At 68.2% G+C, this 19,636-nt stretch carries 17 protein-coding genes, 1 tRNA gene and 1 pseudogene; 15 read left to right on the top strand and 4 right to left on the bottom strand.

Annotated elements, in window-relative coordinates; all coding sequences use genetic code 11:
- The first annotated feature begins 151 nt into the window (after positions 1-151).
- From AC3RX0_RS02505 to AC3RX0_RS02465, 9 genes are all read left to right on the top strand, one after another.
- Entirely contained in the window at positions 152-1,165 is a 1,014-nt protein-coding gene (locus AC3RX0_RS02505; RefSeq protein WP_491504359.1) for an ABC transporter permease, read from the top strand.
- A 59-nt stretch (positions 1,166-1,224) separates the two neighbouring features.
- Complete coding sequence (locus AC3RX0_RS02500) at positions 1,225-2,940, top strand: ABC transporter substrate-binding protein (RefSeq protein ID WP_491504358.1); 1,716 nt, start codon at positions 1,225-1,227, stop codon at positions 2,938-2,940.
- Positions 2,941-2,998: 58 nt separating this feature from the next.
- On the top strand, positions 2,999-4,000 hold the full coding sequence (locus AC3RX0_RS02495) for an ABC transporter permease (RefSeq protein WP_491504357.1): 1,002 nt from the start codon (positions 2,999-3,001) through the stop codon (positions 3,998-4,000).
- Complete coding sequence (locus AC3RX0_RS02490; protein ID WP_491504356.1) at positions 4,000-5,019, top strand: ABC transporter ATP-binding protein; 1,020 nt, start codon at positions 4,000-4,002, stop codon at positions 5,017-5,019. Before AC3RX0_RS02495 ends, AC3RX0_RS02490 begins: the two co-directional genes overlap by 1 nt.
- Entirely contained in the window at positions 5,016-6,044 is a 1,029-nt protein-coding gene (locus AC3RX0_RS02485; protein WP_491504355.1) for an ABC transporter ATP-binding protein, read from the top strand. Before AC3RX0_RS02490 ends, AC3RX0_RS02485 begins: the two co-directional genes overlap by 4 nt.
- On the top strand, positions 6,031-7,239 hold the full coding sequence (locus tag AC3RX0_RS02480) for an amidohydrolase family protein (RefSeq protein ID WP_491504354.1): 1,209 nt from the start codon (positions 6,031-6,033) through the stop codon (positions 7,237-7,239). Before AC3RX0_RS02485 ends, AC3RX0_RS02480 begins: the two co-directional genes overlap by 14 nt.
- A gap of 109 nt (positions 7,240-7,348) precedes the next feature.
- The gene (gene tdh / locus AC3RX0_RS02475) at positions 7,349-8,392 is read left to right on the top strand and encodes an L-threonine 3-dehydrogenase (RefSeq protein WP_491504353.1); all 1,044 of its coding nucleotides are present in this window, start codon (positions 7,349-7,351) and stop codon (positions 8,390-8,392) included.
- Entirely contained in the window at positions 8,389-9,570 is a 1,182-nt protein-coding gene (locus tag AC3RX0_RS02470; protein WP_491504352.1) for a glycine C-acetyltransferase, read from the top strand. The genes tdh and AC3RX0_RS02470 overlap by 4 nt, the downstream gene beginning before the upstream one ends.
- 1 nt (position 9,571) lies before the next feature.
- Entirely contained in the window at positions 9,572-10,396 is an 825-nt protein-coding gene (locus tag AC3RX0_RS02465) for an MBL fold metallo-hydrolase (protein WP_491504351.1), read from the top strand.
- Between the two features lie 5 nt (positions 10,397-10,401).
- Here the strand turns inward: AC3RX0_RS02465 and AC3RX0_RS02460 are convergent, their stop codons facing one another.
- On the bottom strand, positions 10,402-11,598 hold the full coding sequence (locus AC3RX0_RS02460; RefSeq protein ID WP_491504350.1) for an amidohydrolase family protein: 1,197 nt from the start codon (positions 11,596-11,598) through the stop codon (positions 10,402-10,404).
- Positions 11,599-11,653: 55 nt separating this feature from the next.
- Positions 11,654-12,391 (bottom strand): ankyrin repeat domain-containing protein, encoded by a 738-nt coding sequence (locus AC3RX0_RS02455; RefSeq protein WP_491504349.1) that lies wholly within the window; start codon positions 12,389-12,391, stop codon positions 11,654-11,656.
- Between the two features lie 220 nt (positions 12,392-12,611).
- Between AC3RX0_RS02455 and AC3RX0_RS02450 the strand changes: the two genes are divergently transcribed.
- The 5 genes from AC3RX0_RS02450 to AC3RX0_RS02430 all read left to right on the top strand — a co-directional run bounded on the left by AC3RX0_RS02450 (position 12,612) and on the right by AC3RX0_RS02430 (position 17,466).
- Entirely contained in the window at positions 12,612-13,085 is a 474-nt protein-coding gene (locus AC3RX0_RS02450) for a carboxymuconolactone decarboxylase family protein (protein WP_491504348.1), read from the top strand.
- 98 nt (positions 13,086-13,183) lie between these two features.
- Positions 13,184-14,125, top strand: coding sequence for a LysR family transcriptional regulator (locus tag AC3RX0_RS02445; protein ID WP_491504347.1), 942 nt, complete (start codon positions 13,184-13,186; stop codon positions 14,123-14,125).
- A gap of 167 nt (positions 14,126-14,292) precedes the next feature.
- Entirely contained in the window at positions 14,293-15,501 is a 1,209-nt protein-coding gene (locus tag AC3RX0_RS02440) for an FAD-dependent monooxygenase (RefSeq protein ID WP_491504346.1), read from the top strand.
- A gap of 18 nt (positions 15,502-15,519) precedes the next feature.
- On the top strand, positions 15,520-16,140 hold the full coding sequence (locus tag AC3RX0_RS02435) for an NADPH-dependent F420 reductase (protein ID WP_491504345.1): 621 nt from the start codon (positions 15,520-15,522) through the stop codon (positions 16,138-16,140).
- 63 nt (positions 16,141-16,203) lie between these two features.
- A complete protein-coding gene (locus tag AC3RX0_RS02430) occupies positions 16,204-17,466 on the top strand; it encodes an ABC transporter substrate-binding protein (protein ID WP_491504344.1) in 1,263 nt (420 codons plus the stop codon).
- A gap of 113 nt (positions 17,467-17,579) precedes the next feature.
- On the opposite strand, the gene AC3RX0_RS02425 is transcribed toward AC3RX0_RS02430, so the two are convergent.
- Positions 17,580-18,902, bottom strand: coding sequence for a hypothetical protein (locus AC3RX0_RS02425; protein WP_491504343.1), 1,323 nt, complete (start codon positions 18,900-18,902; stop codon positions 17,580-17,582).
- A 211-nt stretch (positions 18,903-19,113) separates the two neighbouring features.
- Here AC3RX0_RS02425 and AC3RX0_RS02420 point away from each other — a divergent pair.
- Positions 19,114-19,398, top strand: a pseudogene (locus AC3RX0_RS02420) (helix-turn-helix domain-containing protein); the annotation flags it as partial.
- A gap of 145 nt (positions 19,399-19,543) precedes the next feature.
- Here AC3RX0_RS02420 and AC3RX0_RS02415 read toward each other — a convergent pair.
- A tRNA-Ala gene (locus tag AC3RX0_RS02415) sits at positions 19,544-19,616 on the bottom strand.
- Positions 19,617-19,636 lie beyond the last annotated feature (20 nt).

Raw genomic sequence — 19,636 nt, 5'->3', positions numbered from 1 at the left:
TCGGGGATCCGTTTATCTCCTGTTCACACGGTATTTCGCGAGGGCTTCCGGATGCCGGAGGCAAGGGCGTAATGGAATGCAGGGCTTGCGCGAGTTCGAGGTTGGTATACACTTTTGGTCAATCACGTCCGCCAGACAATCGAGGAAGATCGTGACGGCCACATCAGCGACGACGCCGAAGACCGACGTCCTGCCCATTCCGGCACACCAGATCAAGACCGGGCGATCGCTGCTCGGCACGGCTTGGCTGCGCATCCGACGCAGCAAGATCGCGATGATCGCACTGGTCACGGTCGGGCTGATCGTCCTGTTCGCGCTGCTGGCACCGCTGCTGACGGCCATCGAGGGCCAGGATCCGTACACGACCCACACCGGGCCGGACGTGCTGGACAACTTCATGACCCCGGGCCTGCCGCTGCCCGGCTTCATGTACCCCTCGGCCGAGCACTGGCTGGGCGTGGAGCCCGGACTCGGCCGCGACCTGTTCGCCCGCCTCGCCTTCGGCGCGCAGATCTCTCTGCTGATCGCGCTGCTGTCGACGGTCGTCTCGGTCACGCTCGGCACGCTGATGGGAGCGGCGGCCGGCTACTTCGGCGGCAAGGTCGACACCGTCATCAGCCGCATCATCGACCTGTTCCTCGCCTTCCCGCACCTGCTGCTGGTGCTCTCGCTGACCCCGATCCTGCAGTCCCGGCTGCAGAACACGCCGCTGGGCAAGGGCAGCTTCGTGCCCGTCGCGTCGCTGATCCTCATCCTGGGCTTCTTCGGCTGGGCGTATCTGGCCCGCGTCGTGCGCGGCCAGGTGCTCAGCATCCGCGAGCAGGAGTACATCGAGGCGGCCCGGTCGTACGGCGCGTCCAACCGCACGATCATCCTCAAGCAGGTCGTGCCGAACGTCATGGGCGTCGTGCTGGTGTACGCCACGATGATGATCCCGATGAACATCACCGCCGAGGCGGCGCTGTCGTTCCTCGGCGTGGGCGTGAAGGATCCCACCTCCTCCTGGGGCCAGATGCTCAACGCCACACAGGCGGGCAACTGGTACCTGAGCGACCCGTGGTTCCTGCTGGTGCCCGGCACCGCGCTCGTGATCAGCGTGCTCGCGTTCAACCTGCTCGGCGACGCCGTCAGCGACGCCCTCGATCCGAAGGCGTCGCGCCGGTGAGCGTCGCACCCCTTCGCCCCCAGACCCCCACCCCCCACACCAAGGAAATGAGGAGAGGCATGAGACCTCGTCACACCGTCGTCATCGCGGTCGCCGCAGCGCTCGCGCTGACGATCACCGGATGCGCCGCGGGCGGCAACGCCGGCCCGAATCAAGGCGCCCCCAAGGACCCGTACGCCGCGCACATCGTCGGCGCCGGGTACACCCAGAAGGGCGGCAACGTCAACGTGCTCATGTCCAGCGACTTCCAGACGCTGGACCCGGGCAACAGCAACTACGTGCAGACGGCCAACGTCGGCCAGCTGTACTACCGCACCCTGACCATGGCGAAGGAGACCGCCGGCCAGCCGCCCAAGATCGTTCCGGACCTCGCCACCGACACCGGCAAGGTCTCGGCCGACGGCCTGACCTGGACCTACACGCTCAAGGACGGGCTCAAGTTCGAGGACGGCACGCCGATCACCTCGGCCGACATCAAGTACGGCGTCGAGCGCACGTATGCCCGCGACGTCTACACCCAGGCGCCGCAGGAGCTGAACGCGGCCCTGACCGACGACACCTACAAGGGCCCCTACACGGGCGGCGACCTCAAGGCGATCGACACCCCGGACGCCAAGACCGTCGTGTTCCACCTCAAGCAGCCGAACCCGGACTTCCCTGCGCTCGCCTCGCGCTCGAACACCGCTCCGGTGCCGAAGGACAAGGACACCAAGCTCGACTACACGAACCACCCGATCTCGTCGGGACCGTACAAGGTCGCGTCCTACGAGCGCGGCCGTGAGCTCAAGCTCGTGCGCAACCCCGAGTGGGACCCGGCGACCGACCCGAACCGCACGGCACTGCCCGACACGTTCACCTTCTCGCTGTCGACGGCTCAGGCCACGATCAGTCAGCAGCTGATGAGCGACAACGACCCGACGGCGATCACGCTCGACTCGAACGGCGCCCTGCAGGCCTCCGACACGTCGCGCCTGAGCGACCCGGCGATCGCGGCGCGCACCGCTTCGGGCCTGCTCGGCTGCACGGACGTGCTCAACCTGAACACCGAGACGATCACCGACCCCGACGTGCGCCACGCGATCGCGCTGGCCATCGACCGGTCGGCCATCCAGGTGCAGTACGGCGGCGCCCGCTTCGGCAAGCTGACCGACTCGTACCTCAACGACGCCCAGGTCGGCTACATCAAGCCCACCATCGACCTCGACCCCGCCGGCGCTCCCAAGCTCGCCGAGGCAAAGAAGCTGCTCGCGGGCAAGACCGTCCCGTCGTCGCTGACCTACGGGTACGCGAACTCGACCGACCGCTACAAGAACCTCGGCACCGTGCTGCAGCAGAACCTCAAGCAGCTCGGCATCGACCTGCAGCTGGTCGCGATCCCGTCGGCGAACTACTACACGACGCTGGCCGGCAAGGACATGCCCGACATCGCCCGCTCCGGATGGTGCGGCGGCGCCGCCTCCGGCTCGACGCGGACGACGGTCGATCCGAACCTCGGCCCGAGCCTGGACGGCAAGACCTTCGGGTTCAGCAACATCCCCCGTTACTATGACGCGACCGTCTCCAAGGAGATGTACGACCTGCGCGCCAAGAACGGCACCTCCGAGGAGATCAACACCGACTGGTCGAACCTCTACAACAAGGCGATGGAGAGCTACCCGCTCGTCCCGCTGATCCGGTCGTTCACCAACAGCGTCGTGGGATCGAAGATCCGCAACGCGCAGGTGGGCTACTTCTTCGGCGGCATCGACCTGTCCATCATCGGTGTCGAGCACTGATCCACATTGAAAGGAAGGGGCCGGCGGTGATTCGCCGCCGGCCCCGGATGGCCCCGCCATGCTCGGATTCTTCACCCGACGACTGATATCGCTGGTCGTCCTGCTGCTCGTCGTCAGCTTCGTGACGTTCGTGCTCTTCTACTTCGGCCCCGCCGACCCGGCGGCGGCCGCCTGCGGCCAGGAATGCACGCCCGACCGCATCGAACAGGCACGCGTCGCGCTCGGGATGGACAAGCCGTTCTTCGTCCAGTACTTCACCTACCTGAGCGGCTTCTTCGTGAGCCGGATGGTGGGCGCGCCCGGTGCGCAGCAGCTGTGCGCCTGGCCATGCCTGGGCAAGTCGTTCCAGACCAACGAGAACGTCACCGACATCATCATGCGCGCCCTGCCCTACACGCTCTCGATCGCCGTCGGCGCCGTCATCCTGTGGACCGTGCTGGGCGTGGGCCTGGGTCTCGTCGCTGCTCTGCGCCGCGGCAGGGCCGCCGACAAGGCCATCGTCGGAGCGGCATCCTTCGGCGTCTCGCTGCCGATCCCGGTGACCGGTCTGCTGCTGCTGCTGATCTTCGTCAGCACGCTGCACTGGCTGCCCTTCACGAGCAACTCGATATCATCGCCGTTCGGGGCGGCCGGGCCCGGCGCCTGGATCGCCAACTACTTCCTGCCGTGGGTCGCCATCGCCGTGCTGTTCAGCGCCCAGTACATCCGCATCACGCGCAACAACATGATCGAGACGTTCGGCGAGGACTTCATGCGCACCGCCCGGGCCAAGGGCCTCTCGCGGCCGAGCATCATCTTCGGGCACGGCGTGCGCGCCGGCATCACGCCGGTCATCACGATGCTGGGCCTGGACATCGGGGGGCTGCTGGGCGGCGCCGTGCTCACCGAGCAGATCTTCTCCGTCCCTGGACTGGGCTTCACCGCCGTACACGCCGCCATCGCCGGAGATCTCCCGGTGACCATGGCGATCACGATGCTCGCCGCGTTCTTCATCATCACCGCGAACGTCGTCGTCGACCTCGTCTACGCCGGCATCGATCCGAGAGTGAGGGTCAGCTGATGGCCGCACCGCTGCTGGACGTCCGCGATCTGCGCGTGACGTTCCCGACCGACGACGGGCTGGTCCACGCCGTCAACGGCATGGACCTGCGCGTGAACCGCGGCGAGACCGTCGGCATCGTCGGCGAGTCGGGATCGGGCAAGACCGTGACCAGCCAGACCCTGATGGGCCTGCTCAAGGGCACGAACGCGCGCGTCGCGGGCAGCATCCGCCTGGACGGCGTCGACCTGGTGCCGCTGAGCGAGGCCGAGATGCGGCCGTACCGCGGGCGCAAGATCGGCATGATCTTCCAGGACCCGCTCTCGGCGATGCATCCCTTCTACACCGTCGGCCGGCAGATCGCCGAGGCCTACCGCGTGCACAACCGCACGAGCGCGAAGGACGCGCGCAACCAGGCGATCGAGATGCTGAACCGCGTCGGCATCCCCGACCCGGTGTCACGCTTCGACGCCTACCCGCACGAGTTCTCGGGCGGCATGCGCCAGCGCGCGATGATCGCGATGGCGCTCATCTGCGAACCCGAGCTGCTCATCGCCGACGAGCCGACCACCGCCCTCGACGTCACGGTGCAGGCGCAGATCCTCGACCTCATCTCGTCGCTGCAGTCCGAGACCGGCTCGGCGGTCATCTTCATCACGCACGACCTGGGCGTGGTCGCCGAGGTCTGCCAGCGGGTCGTGGTGATGTACGGCGGCCAGTGCGTCGAAGAGGGCGACGTGCGCGACATCTTCTTCCGCACCGAGCACCCGTACACGAGGGGCCTGATGGCGTCGATGCCGTCGATGACCGATGAGTCCGGGCGCCTCACCCCGATCCCCGGGTTCCCGCCCTCGCTGATCGACCTGCCGCAGGGGTGCCTGTTCGCCGAGCGCTGCCCGGTGGCCCATCTGGTGGCCGACGGGCGCTGCTTCACCGAGCGCCCGGAGCTGGTGATCACCGGGGAGGGGCACCGCTCGCGCTGCCACCTGTCCACCGCGCAGGACGATGCCGCCCTGACCGTCGAGGAGGTCGCCTCATGACCGCGCCGCTGCTGAAGGTCGATGGCCTGGCCAAGCACTTCCCGGTGAAGAAGGGGATCGGCCGCAAGCCCGGGCAGGTCAAGGCCGTCGACGGCGTCTCGTTCACCCTCGAACGCGGATCCACTCTCGCCCTGGTCGGCGAATCCGGCTGCGGCAAGTCGACCACCGCGCGGCTGCTCATGCGCCTGCTCACCCCCACGGCGGGTCAGATCCTGCTGGACGGGAAGGATGTCGCGCAGCTGCGCGGCAGGGGCCTGCAGTCGTTCCGCCGCCGCGTGCAGATGGTGTTCCAGAACCCCGCGTCGTCGCTGAACCCGCGTCAGAGCGTGGGGTCGGCCATCGCCGCGCCGCTGCGGGCCCAGGGCATCGTGCCCGAAGGCGGCGTGAAGAAGCGCGTCGAGTCGCTGATGGACCGGGTGGGCCTGCGCCCCGAGCACTACAACCGGTTCCCGCACGAGTTCTCGGGCGGGCAGAAGCAGCGGGTCGGCATCGCCCGCGCCCTCGCCCTGGACCCCGACATCGTGATCTGCGACGAGCCGGTGTCGGCGCTGGATGTCTCGGTCCAGGCGCAGGTGATCAACCTGCTGCAGGACATCCAGAACGACACCGGGATCTCGTACGTGTTCATCGCCCACGACCTGTCGGTCGTCAAGCACTTCGCCGACGAGGTCGCGGTCATGTACCTCGGCAAGATCATGGAGCGCGGCACCCGCGACGAGGTGTTCGACGCCCCCCGCCACCCGTACACCCGGTCGCTGCTGTCGTCGGTGCCCTCGCCGGACCCGGATGCCGACCGCAGCGGCCGCATCCGCCTCAGCGGCGACCTGCCGCACCCGTCGAACCCGCCCAGCGGCTGCGTGTTCCGCACGCGCTGCCCGTTGTACGCGATGCTCGACGCCGACCGCCAGAAGGTCTGCCAGGACGTCGTGCCCACCGGTGCGGTCGCGTGCCACCATCTCGACCGGGACGACGACCTGGCCCTCGCCACCCCGATCCTCGAAGGAGCGCAGAATGCTGATCAGTGACGTCCGCCCGTGGGGCGCCGAGTCCGTCGACCTCGACATCGAGGGCGGCGTGATCCGCGGCATCCACCCGCACGACGCCGCCCGCGCCGCCTCCGCCGACGTCGACGGCCGGGGCCGGCTCGCGCTGCCCTCCTTCAGCGATGTGCACGTGCACTTGGACTCCACCCGCATCGGCCTGCCGTTCCGGCCGCACACCGGGGCGCCCGGCGTGTGGGCCATGATGCTCAACGACCGCGACAATTGGCGCGACGCCGAGGTCCCCCTCCCCGAGCGGGTCGCCGGCACCCTCGAGCGCATGATCGCGCACGGCACGACGCGCGTGCGCTCGTTCGCCCAGGTCGACGTGGACTGCGAGCTCGACAAGCTCGAGGCCGTCCTCACGGCCAAAGAGAAGTTCGCCCGCCACGCCGATGTGCAGATCATGGTGTTCCCGCAGGCGGGCATCCTGCGCGAAGAGGGCACCGTGCCCCTGCTCGAGGACGCGCTGCGCGCCGGGGCCGACGTGATCGGCGGCATCGACCCGTGCCAGCTCGATCGCGACCCGGTGCGGCATCTGGACGTCGTGTTCGGCCTGGCCGAGAAGTACCAGACCGACATCGACATCCACCTGCACGAGCCCGGCCACCTGGCCGTGTTCAGCACCGATCTGATCCTGGAGCGCGTGCGCGCGCTCGGCATGCAGGGACGGGTGACCCTGTCGCACGCCTACGAGCTGGGCGGCGTCTCGGAGGCGACGACCCGGCGCCTGATCGACGAGTTCGCCGAGCTTGACGTGTCGCTGACCACCGTCGCGCCCTCGGCCCGCAACCAGCTTCCGCTGATCGGGCTGGTCGAAGCCGGCGTGCGCGTGGGCCTCGGCGAGGACGGCCAGCGCGACTACTGGAGCCCCTACGGCAACTGCGATCTGCTCGATCGCACCTGGCAGCTCGCGTTCACGAACGGCTACCGCCGGGACGACCACATCGAGCTCGCGCTCGCGGTGGGCACGATGGGCGGGGCGAGCATCATGGACCGCGGCGTCGCCCGCGTCACCGGCCTCGGCGACCGGCCGGGCGTCGGCGTCGGCGACCGCGCCGACCTCGTGCTGGTGGACGGCGAGACACCGACCAGCGCCGTGATGGACCGCGGGTCGGACCGCACCGTCATCCACGACGGACGCGTCGTCGCAGACGGCCTGCAGGTCGTCTCGCTCTGAGTCCGGCCGCGCCGTCGGGCCGCCCCGCGGGTCGACTAGATTTGACTCCGCGGGGCACCGGCGCCACAAGCCCGACGAGTGCCCGATCATCCTTCGACCTGGAGGCACCGTGAAGGCACTGTTCAAACCCGAGCCGGGACCCGGCTTCGAGCTCATCGACCGCCCCGACCCGGTCGCCGGCCCCGATGACGTGATCATCCGGGTGCTGCGCACCGGTATCTGCGGCACCGACCTGCACATCCTGCGGTGGGACGACTGGGCGGCATCGACGATCACCACTCCCCTGACCCCCGGACATGAGTTCTTCGGCGAGGTCGTGTCCATCGGCGAGCGCGTGCGCGACGTCACGGTCGGCGACCTGGTGTCGGGCGAGGGCCACATCGTATGCGGCACGTGCCGCAACTGCCGCGCAGGGCGCCGGCAGATGTGCATCCGCACACAGGGCCTCGGCGTGCAGCGAGACGGCGCGTTCGCCGAGTACCTGTCGCTGCCGGCGAGCAACGTGTGGGTGCACCACGAGTCGATCGAGCCCGAGGTGGGTGCGATCTTCGACCCGCTGGGCAACGCCGTGCACACCGCTCTGGCCTTCCCCGTCGTCGGCGAGGACGTGCTGGTCACCGGCTGCGGCCCGATCGGGCTGATGGCGATCGCCGTCGCCCGGCACGTCGGGGCGCGCTTCATCGTCGGCACCGACGTCAGCGCGCAGCGCCTCGAGATGGCCCTGCGCATGGGCGCCGACGAGGTCGTCGACGTCTCGCGCGCCGATGTCGCCGACGCGCAGCGGTCCCTCGGCATGCGCGAGGGCTTCGACGTGGGCTTCGAGATGAGCGGCGCCCCCACCGCACTGCCGCAGATGATCGAGAACATGAACCACGGCGGTCGCATCGCGATGCTGGGCCTGCCCTCGGGTCCGTTCGCCGTGGACTGGGGCAAGATCGTCACGCACATGCTCACGATCAAGGGCATCTACGGCCGCGAGATGTTCGAGACCTGGAACGCGATGGGTGCGATGCTGCAGACCAGCGCCGAGCTGCGTGCGGCGATCGCATCGATCATCTCCGCGCGCTTTCCTGCCCGCGACTGGCAGCAGGCCTTCGATGCGGCCGCGGCAGGCGCCACCGGCAAGATCATCCTGGATTGGACGCAGCTATGACCTCCGCCCGCTACGCCGCCCACGCGGCATCCGTCCTCGAAGAGATCGAGCAGGCCGGGCTCACCAAGCGCGAACGCGGCATCTCGGGCCCGCAGCAGGCCGAGATCACCGCGGACGGCGCCGAGGTGCTGAACTTCTGCGCCAACAACTACCTGGGGCTCGCGGACGATGAGCGGCTGATCGAGGCGGCGAAGGGCGCGCTGGATGCCTGGGGCTACGGCCTTGCGTCGGTCCGGTTCATCTGCGGCACGCAGGAGCAGCACCTCGAGCTCGAGCGGCGGGTGTCGTCGTTCCTGGGCACCGAGGCGACGATCCTGTTCTCGTCGTGCTTCGATGCGAACGGCGGCGTCTTCGAGGCCCTCTTCACCGACGAGGACGCGATCATCTCCGACGAGCTGAACCACGCGTCCCTGATCGACGGCATCCGGCTGTGCAAGGCGCGGCGGCTGCGCTATCGCAACCGCGACATGGCCGACCTCGAGGCGCAGCTGCAGGCCGCGGCCGACGCGCGGTTCCGGGTGGTCGTCACCGACGGCGTGTTCTCGATGGACGGCTACATCGCGCCGCTCGCCGAGATCTGCGACCTCGCCGAGAAGTACGACGCGCTCGTGTTCGTCGACGACTCGCACGCGGTCGGCTTCATCGGCGCACACGGCCGCGGCACTCCCGAGCTGTGCGGCGTCGAGGGCCGCGTCGACATCTACACCGGCACGTTCGGCAAGGCGCTGGGCGGGGCCAGCGGCGGATATGTCTCGTCGCGTCGCGAGATCGTCGACGTGCTGCGCCAGCGCGCACGCCCCTACCTGTTCTCGAACACCGTCGCACCCTCGATCGTGGCGGGGACGCTGCGGGCGATCGACCTGCTCGAGGGCTCGGACGAGCTGCGCGAGCGGCTCACCGCCAACGCCGCCCTGTTCCGCGAGCTGATGACCGACGCCGGCTTCGACCTGCTGCCGGGCGAGCACCCGATCGTGCCGGTCATGTTCGGCGACGCCGCGCGCACCGCCCGCATCGCCGACGAGATGGGCCGGCGCGGCATCTATGTGACCGCCTTCAGCTTCCCGGTCGTGCCGCGCGAGAAGGCGCGGATCCGGGTGCAGCTGTCGGCCGCCCACACCGAGGAGCAGATCCGCCGCTGCGTCGACGCGTTCACCGCCGCGCGGGACGCCGTGGGCTGACATGGGCGAATTCGCCGACGGATCCGTGCAGTGCGCGACCTGCGGCGTCGAGCGCGACGCGTCGGGGGTCCCCGCGGTGTGCCCGATCTGTGCGGACGAGCGGCAGTACATCGATCCGCACGGTCAGCGATGGATCGATCCGCGCGCGTTCGATGGCCGCATCGCGCTGCACGAGATCGAGCCGGACCTGTGGGTGCTCGAGGTCGAGGACGGCGTGGGCATCGGCCAGCACGCGAAGGTGATCGTCACCGACGCGGGCACCGTGATGGTGGACGTGCCCGCCGCGATCACGCCCGAGGCCGTCGCCGCGGTGCAGACGCTGGGACCGCTGCGGGCGATCATCCCGTCGCACCCGCACATGTTCGGCGTGCAGTCGCTGTGGTCGCAGGCCGCCGGCGACGCGCCCGTGTGGGTGGCGGCGGCCGACGCCGACTGGCTCGGGCTGCGTCCCCGCGCCCTGCGCCTGTGGGACGGCGCGATCGAGCCCGTGCCGGGCATCGTCGCCTCGCAGCCGGGCGGGCACTTCCCGGGCAGCGCCGTGGTGCACTGGGCCGGCGCCGACGGCGCGGGCGTGCTGCTGTGCGGCGACACGATCATGGTCAATCCCGATCGTCGCACCGTGTCGTTCCTGCGGTCCTACCCCAACCGGCTGCCTCTGTCGGCCGCTGTGGTGGAGCGCATCGCCGCGCACGTCGACCGGTACGCGTACGACCGCGTGTACAGCAACTTCTCGTTGCGCATCGAGCGTGATGGCAAGGCTGCCGTGCAGGCATCGGCCCGTCGTCACGCCGCGTGGGTGCGCGGTGAGTTCGATCACCTCACCTGACGCGGTCAGACGGTGACCTGACCGCCCTCGACGACCACGCGTCCGCCGGCGACGACGATCTCGCGCCGCGGTGCGCGCACGAGCGCGTCGGCCGGGTTCTGCGCGTCCAGCAGCACGATGTCGGCACGTGAGCCGGCCGCCAGGTCGTGCTGCGCACGGTGCACGAAGCCGGCGGCCTCGGTCGAGGCGAGCGAGACGGCGCGGGCGAGGTCCTCGTCGGTGCGCAGCCGGTGCAGCTGCGCGAACGTGAGCGCGACACGCAGCAGGTCGCCGTCGCCGAACGGGTTCCACAGGTCGCGGATGCCGTCCGTGCCCAGGCCCAGACCCATTCCCGCATCGCGCATCGCGCGCCACGGCAGCGGGGCCGAGCCGACCGGAGCGACCGTCGTCCACGAGATGCCCGCCTCGGCCAGGCGGGGCAGCAGGTCCTGCTGGGCCGGCGCCGAGATCTCGCCGAGCGCGAAGCCGTGCGCGATGTTCACGCGGCCCTGCGCGCCGACCGCGAGTGTCCGGTCGAGGATCAGCTCGAGCTGGAAGCGGCCGAGCTCTCCTCCGTCGTGCAGGTGGATGTCCAACCCCACACCCGTGCGGTCGACGATGTCGAACAGCGCATCCAGCTGCGCGACCGGGTCGCGGTCGATGCCGGCCGGGTCGAGCCCGCCGATGTTGCGCACGCCCATCGACGCCGCCTCGTCGAGCAGCTTCACCACGCCGGGCCGTCGTATGACGCCGTCCTGCGGGAAGGCGACGATCTCGATGTCGACGGCGCCGCCGAGGTTGCGGCCGGCCTCGAGCACGTCCTCGACGCCGCGCAGCCCGATGCCGAGGTCGACGTCGACGTGCGAACGGGTCGCCGTGGTGCCGTGGCGCAGGAACTCGCGAAGGATCTTCTCCACGCCGCCGACGGACGGGATGCCGAGTTCGTCGCGGTGCGCGCGCTCGTGCTCGATGCGGCCCTGCGTGGTGGCCCGGCCGCCGTACGACACCCACGGCTGGTCCCACCACGACTTGTCGACGTGCGCGTGCGCGTTGATGAGGCCCGGCAGCGCCAGCAGCCCTCTGCCGTCCACCACCCGGGTGTCCCGGGCCGCGGCCGTGCCGGCCGGGACGATGGCGGTGATCGCGTCGCCGTCGACGACGATGTCGGACGCGGCCGCCCCGAGCGGGCGGACGTCGCGAAGGATCCAAGTGGTGTCGGTCATGCCACTACGGTATACCAAAGTTGCAGCCCGAAATGCCGGACCCGGTCGGCCGCGATCAGCGGGCCGCGCGGTCGATGGCCTCGACGATCCCCGTGTATCCGCGCTGGACGGCCAGGTCCCGCGGCAGCACTCCGCCGCCGTCGCGGATCGACGCGTCGGCGCCGGCCGCCAGCAGCATCCGCACGACCTCGACGTGGTCGGCCGACCCGTTCCCGAGCACGATCGCCTCGTGCATCGCTGTCCAGTCGAGGTTGTTGACGTGGTCGAGCGGGACGCCTGCGTCGATGAGGATGCGCGCGGTGGAGACGTGGCCGTGCTCGCTGGCCGGGATCAGCGCGGTGCCGCCGTAGCGGTTGGTACTGGTCACGTCGGCGCCGTGCTCGAGAGTGAGGGTCAGGATGTCATCGAGTCCCTCAGCGCCGGCATAGAGGAACGCCGAGTCCTGGATGCCGTCCTTCGCGTCCGGGCTCGCCCCCGCCTCGAGCAGCACCCGGACGATATCGACCCGGTCGGCCTTGGTCGCGGCGACGACCGGCGGTGTGCCCGAGCCGTCACGGGCCTCGACGTCGGCGCCGTCGGCCACCGCGGCGCGCACCTGCGCGAGGTCGCGGTCGTGGATGCCGCGCCACAGCCGGGTGGTCGCTTCGGTGCTCGTCGGCTCCGTGCTCGTCGAGTGCGTGGCATGCCCTGCGGAGCCGGCGGGAGCGCACGCGACGAGCACCGCCCCCAGGACTGCACCCAGAAGCGTTCCCGCCATGGCCGTCGCGGCCTTGGTCCGTCGTGTGCCCGTCATGTCGCCACCCTCTTTCGGTCTGTCGATGGTATGCCAAATATCCTCCGAGTCCCCTGAACGCCTAGACTTGCCACCGAGCGTGGGGGGTGTCGTGGGCGAGCGCATACGACGGATCGAGCCGCCGGATCACGAGCCTGCAGAGCACCCGGGCGCGGACACCCGGTTCCGGCTCGGACTGCAGATCGCCATGCAAGGCTGGGTGTGACCCGTGAGGAGAACCGTGCGACCGTATCTGGACAAGATCGCCCCCGAGGCGTGGAAGGCCGCGTCGGCGTATTCGGCCGCCGTCGGCGAGGCCGCATCACGGCTGGGACTGACCGAGGCCGAGACCGAGCTCATCAAGGTGCGCGCGTCGCAGCTGAACGGCTGCGCCTTCTGCCTGGACCTGCATGGGCGGCAGGCGCGGGATGCCGGCATCCCGCAGCAGAAGCTCGACATGCTGCCCGCCTGGCGTGAGTCGACCCTGTACACCGACCGCGAGGCCGCGCTCCTCGCCGTCGCCGAAGCCGCCACCCGGCTGCCGCTTTCGGAGGACGCGCAGGGCGATCTCGACGCCGCTCGCGGCATCCTGGACGACGACGCGTTCGTCGCCGCCGAGTGGATCGCCGCGACCATCAACACGTTCAACCGGATCTCGATCCTCAGCGAGCACCCGGTGCGTGCACGCGATGCGAAGGGGGCGCTGGTCCGCTGAGCGGTTCGGCGCCCATGCCGAAGCGGCCGTGCCTCGGCTCTCCGAGCCTGTCGAAACGGGGCCCCGCTGACGCGGTCGATCTCCTCTAGGATTGCGCAATGGGATCAGGCAACCTTCTGGCGCTCGATCTCTTCCGGCTGCGAATCTTCACCACCGTCGTTGAACGCAACGGCTATTCGGCCGCCGCCCGTCACCTCCATCTTGCGCAGCCCACCGTTTCACACCACGTGGCAGAACTCGAAAAGGCACTCGGCTCTGTCCTTCTCCGCTATGAGCAGCGGGCGGTACACCTGACGCCGGCTGGCAAGGAGGTGTACCACTCGGCCCTGCTCATGCTCCGTGAGCAGGAGTCGCTGCAGGAATCGCTCAGCGACCTGCAGCACGGCCGGCGCGGCAGGGTGCGCCTCGGAGCCAGCATCGCGTTCGAACAGAGATACTTCGTGGACCAGGTGATCGCTCCGTTCTGCCGCGCGCACCCGGGCATTCTGCTCTCCCTTCGATTCGGGCACAGCGGCCAGTACGCCCAGGCGGTCTTGGACAGGGAGGCGGACCTTGCATACGTGCTCAAGTGGCAACTGCCCCCTGATGCATCCTTCGAATCCCTGCACGAAGCGCCTCTGAGGTTTCTCGCGCCAAGTTCCCATCCCCTGGCCAAGCAGGAATCCGTCGATGTCGAGGACATCGCGGCGGCCGGCCTGATCTCCGGCCCTCTTTCGGGCCTCGAATCGATCTACTACCGGCAGATCCTCCGCGAGAGCGGGATCACCGGCGCGCATTCCGTGATTGAGGTCGACGGCCTGCACGCTCGCGTCCTGGCGGCCGAAGCAGGCCTGGGTGTCGTGGCGACGTTCATCCCCCACTACGCTCACGGTGACGTCATGGCCCCGCTCGTCGAACTCTCGGTCAGTGGCCCGACCGCCCAAGCCGAGATCGGCCTGGTCCGTCGACCCGGGGACGATGAGTCGGAGAGCACCAACGCGCTCGCAAGCTGGTTGCGCCGACTGACGTCGACCCCGGATCCAGTGGAGCCGACGTCGTAGCGGCAGACGACGTCTGGGATGCGTGGTCTTCGGAGCATCCAAGCCATTCAAGAACTCCATATATCCATTGATGCCAGCCCATTGAGGAAGGCGCATACGCCGCATACGCTCGCTGCCAGTGGCGCGCAATGGAGATATTGCGCGACTCCCGCATTCGAGGAGAGCCGATGGCAAATCACACGATCAGAGTCGCGATCATCGGCGCCGGGATCGGGGGGCTCGCCGCCGCAATAGCGCTTACAAGGATCGCGGGCGTTCAGGTCACGGTGTTCGAGCAGACGCGACACATAGCCGAAGTGGGCGCCGGCTTCGGAGTCGCCCCCAACGGTCAGCGCGTGCTCGACCGCCTCGGGCTACTCGACGAGACAAAACTCGCAGGTGCCGTCATGGAAGGCCCCGACCTCTATAGGAATGCCGACAGCCGCATAATAGCCGAAGGAGCCTACTCGGATACAGCCGGGCAATACCACACTATTGGCATGCATCGAGCTGACTTCGTCGACATGCTGACCCGCGCGCTTCCCGGCGGCACGGTCCGTACAGGTCACAGGTTGACGTCGATCCATGCTTCGGATTCGAGCGTGCGTCTTGAATTCGAAAACGGGGTGGATGCCGAATTCGACGCCGTGGTCGGTGCGGACGGCATACATTCCGTCGTCCGAGATTCGATCACGCAGTCGTCGAATCCGGTCTATTCAGGATCCATCGCCTATCGCGGCGTTCTCGACGCGAGCCTTCTTCCCGAAGATTGGCCGATGAAGATTCAGATCTGGATGGGCAAAGACAAGCATTTCATGTGTTACCCGCTGCGCCATCGCACCCTGTTCAACTACGTCGGCTTCGTTTCGAGCGATAAGCCTCTCAGGGAATCATGGTCGGCTGCCGGGGACGTCGACGAACTGGCCGCCGAGTTTGCCGGCGAAGCGTGGGATCCGCATCTCCGTGAGTTCATCGAACGAATCGATAAGACATTCTGGTGGGGTCTTTATGACCGAGAGCCTCTGAGGAACTGGTCGCGAGGCCGGGTCACGCTGCTGGGCGACGCGGCCCACCCGATGCTCCCCCACGCCGGCCAAGGTGTGAACCAGGCACTGGAAGACAGCGTGACCCTTGCGATGTTCGTGAGAGAAGTCAGGGGTTCCGACGATATCGTCACCGCGTTCAAGCGCTATACGTCAGCGCGTATGCAGCGAACGGCGATCGTTCAGGCGAATTCGCGCAGGAGCGGGTCACAGCGCGACTCGCAGGCTGAGTTTGGAGACATGCGCAGACGCGACGCCGAGATGCGCGCGGGGCGAGATTTCCGCCGGAGTTTCATATTCGACTACGATGCGGTCGCCGTCGCCCAAAAGTACTTGACGCGATCATATTGGTAGAAGGAAGGCGTTGTGAGTATGACATCGATCAGCATAATCGGGACGGGCAAGATGGGTTCGGCAATCGCCGATGTGTCATCGAGGGCGCATGCACATATTCAAATGCTCAAACGGAGGGCCGGTGTCGGCCCGACAATCGAGCGCGACGACGTCGAATACGGGGTGATGGGTGATGCACTCACGGGTGAAATCGTGGTCATCGCGACACCGTACGCGGCGATCGCGGACATACTTGCGCAGTACAGGGATCAACTGGCCGGCAAAGTCGTCGTCGAGATCAGCAACCCCATCGACTTCGTCACGTTCGATGGATTGACCGTTCCTCCGGATTCCTCCGCCGCGGCCGAGCTTGCGGAGGCCATCCCAAGTGTCGCCGTCGTCAAGGCGTTCAACATCAATTTCGCAGAGACATTGACGACGGGAACCAATGACGGAAGGCTCACGACGGTTGTCGTCGCCGGAGATGATGCCGACGCGAAGATTGCCGTCATGGATCTGGTCGAAGCGGCAGGTATGAGGGCTGTCGACGCTGGACCTCTTTCGCGCGCGCGGGAACTCGAGGCATTGGGCTTTCTTCAGATCACCTTGGCAGCACTCGCAAAGACCCGATGGGAGTCCGGGTTCGCGCTGATGACGTGAGCAGACCACTTCGACGACAGCGGTGTCGCCGGAGGAAACCGAATCAGAGAGGCAAGTTCAGGCATGAACACGCGCAAGACGAAGGGAGCCGTCGGCCTTATCGCCACGGCGTCGGCGGCCGCGCTCATCCTCAGCGGATGTGCGCGCGGCGGCGAATCACCTCAGATGAGCGACAGCGGCCGCGCATCGAGCTCAGGCATCACCGACACGACGCTCACGTTCGGCATCACGACGCCACTGAGCGGCGCGTCGGCCGGCGTCGGAAACTGCACGGCAGATGGTGCACGTGCCTACTTCGGACAGAAGAACGCCGCCGGCGGCATCACGTTCGGCGACGGCAAGACTCGCACGATTCAGATCAAGACCTACGACGACCAGTACGACCCGCAGAAGGCCATCGCCAACTTCCAGCAGATGGCCGCCGGCGGCGTGTTCGCCGCCGGCATCGGGCTCGGCACGCCGACCAATCGCGCTTGGCGTGAGGCCGCGATTCAGAGGAAGTTCCCGCAGGTGCTCGTCACCACGGGCGACGAGCTTTTCAGCGACCACGAAGACAGCCCGTGGCAGCTCGGCTTGATACCGACCTACCAGCAGGAGGGGGAGGCGTTCGGCAGCGCACTCGTCGCATCGGGCCAACCGCACAAGGTCGCGGTTCTGTCGCAGAACGACGACTATGGAAAGGGCTACGTCGAGGGCTTGAAGAAGGCCATCGCCGGCCACCCGGATATCCAGATCGTCGGCGAGCTCACATACGAGACGACCGACACGAGTGTCGACGCGCAGCTCACCGAGCTCGCAGGCACGGGGGCGGACGTCTTCTTCGATGCCATGTCGATCACCCCGCTCGTGATCTCGTCGCTGCAGAAGGCGCAACAACTGGCCTGGAAGCCGAGCTGGTTCCTGCCCGCGAACACCTCGAGTCCGAAGGCCATCCTCGAGCCCGGCGGCGGCGCGGCATTCCCCGGCATCTACACCGTCGCCTTCGCCGAGGCCGCGGCCAGCCCCGCGTTCCAGGAGAGCGACGCCGGCAAAGGCTTCATGTCGGCGCTCGCTGAATATACGAACCAGGACGGCATCCCCGCGTTCCCGCAGTGCGTGTGGAGCTGGATCGCCGCCGAGACACTGACGGAAGCGTTCGAGAAGATGAAGGAGCCCACCCGTGAGAGCTTCATGAAGGCGCTGCGCGACATCTCCGACTTCCACGCATCCTTCATGCTGCCTGGTGCGGCGATCGACACGACGAAGGACGGCGTCCCAGCGGTATCTCAGGTCGTCGTGCAGAAGTACAACGGCAAAGGCTACGATACGGTCCGCGCCTTCGGCTGATCAGGTGACCGGTCCGAGCGGAGCGCTCACCCGCTGATCATGCCCACCATCGTCTGCAGCGGCTCGGCGGATCGCGGTGAGACCATCGGCACGCTCCCTCTCTCAGCCGGGTCCTATCGCCGGACCACGGCCTCGCCGTGGGTGGCGCTGACCGGGATGCCGTCGATGTCGACGCCGTCGCCGGCCAGGACGACGGCCGCCGACCCGTCTCCGGTGGCCTGGATGCCGCCACCCACCGTGAGCCGCCCGATCGAGCCGTCCGATTCCAGCGTCGTGACGTGATCGCCGCTCGTGGCAAGCCGGCCGCCGATGCGGATCTCGTCCGCCGCGCCGCCGGGTTTGACGCTCAGCCCGATCGCCTGCAGGGCGACCTGCACGCCCTTGACGAGACTGAGCCCGGTGCCGCCGCTGGTGGTGACATCGCCGGCGACCGCAAGCCGGCCGAGCGGTCGGCTGATCTGGATGCCGATCGAGCCGTCGCCGCTGGTCTCGATGCTCGCGAAGCGCGCATCGCGGAGGCTGCCGTCGTACAGGTTGAATCCGCGGGCGCCCTTGCCGGTCGTGGTGATCGGAGCCTGCACGTCGAGCACGTCGATGTCGCCGAAGTTCACGAAGCCGATGCCGCTGGGCCCGTGCGAGGTCACCGGCGCCGCCGCGGTCCAGGAGCCGACGGTGCCCCAGTTGTCGAGCACCATGTCGTTCTGCCCATAGGTCGTCACCGGTCCGTCGTCGACGACCCGGTCGACGCCCGCGCCGCTGATGACGAACACGCCGCCCGAGATGAGGTCCGGCGTCGCCTCGGGGATGCCGCCGTCGACGTGGATCTCGCCGGTGCGCAGCTCGCTCACCCGCAGAGTGCCGCCGTCGCCCTTGCCGTCCCAGTCGCCGTGCCCGCCGACGAACACGCCGCTGCCGCGCACCGGCTCGCCGGCCGTGCCGGCCGCGATGCCGCGCAGCTGCGCCGTCAGAACGACCGCCGGGTCCGCCTGCCGGTTCCAGAGGGTGAACGCACCCTGCAGCGCCTCGACGCCGAATCCATGCGGGCGGCACGAGCGTCCCCGCACGTCGGCGGCGAGCACGTGAACGCCGTCGGCCTCGATGTGGCCGGCGCGCACCCGGTCCTCGGCCAGCAGCAGCACCTGTCCGCGGGTCGTCACGTTGTGCAGTGTCAGCGTACCGAGGTCGTCGCGGGTCGTGTCGTTCAGGACGGCGACCTCCTGGTCGGGCACCAGGACCGTGATGTCTTCGAGGGTGTTGTCGCGGGTGAGCCGCACACCCTTCGCGCCGAACCGCAGCGTGCCGCCATGCAGCCTCGTGCCCGGCGGCAGGGTGATCATCGGCGAGCCGCTGATCGTGCCGTGCACCTCGATGTCCAGCATGCCGTCGAACAGAGCCGCGGCCAGTTCCGCCGCGGTTGTGACGATCCTCGTGTCCATATCCGTCTCCGCCCTGTTCGTCCGGCCGCGCTCGATCGTCGCGTTCTATCCGGATCGTACGCCGACACGATGTGCTCGCCGGAAGGGCCTCGCGCAGGCGGTGCGGATGCAAAACACCCAGCCGACGTTCTATCGTCTGACTGGGTGTTTCTCTTCGGTGGACCTGAGGGTGTCTGGGTTCACGACATAGGTCTCTTCTGATAGGTCTCTGGTGAGTTGCGTCAGAGGTCACAGTCGATGGCGTGTCGAAGAACGTGTCGTTGTGCTGAAGATCATCGCCGGCCAGTTGACGGTCAGTGAAGCCGCCGCCGTGTATGGGCTGTCACGCCGACATATCCATCGTCTGCTCGCCAGGTACCGGCAGGACGGGATCGACGCAGTCGAGCCCCGCTCACGCGCCCCGTTATCCAGCCCACAGCAGACCACCGACCGGGTCCGGGAACGGGTCATCGCGCTACGGCGGCAGCTGGTCGCCGCCGGTGCGGACGCGGGACCGGGGAGATCATCGCGACCAACACCATCGACCCTGACCACACCTACTGGCGCAACACGATGAAAGCCCCAGGCCGATGGCCCGGGGCTCCCAAACAGTGACCTATGACGCGACTCACATAAGACCTATGACGCGACTCATCACACGGTGGACCTGAGGGGATTCGAACCCCTGACCTCTTCATTGCGAACGAAGCGCGCTACCAACTGCGCCACAGGCCCGTGAACCTCAGCAACACTAT

This window comes from Microbacterium sp. W1-4-2, assembly GCF_058349885.2.
Note: the sequence above shows the minus strand (reverse complement) of the source record. Positions and strands in the feature narration are given on the sequence as shown.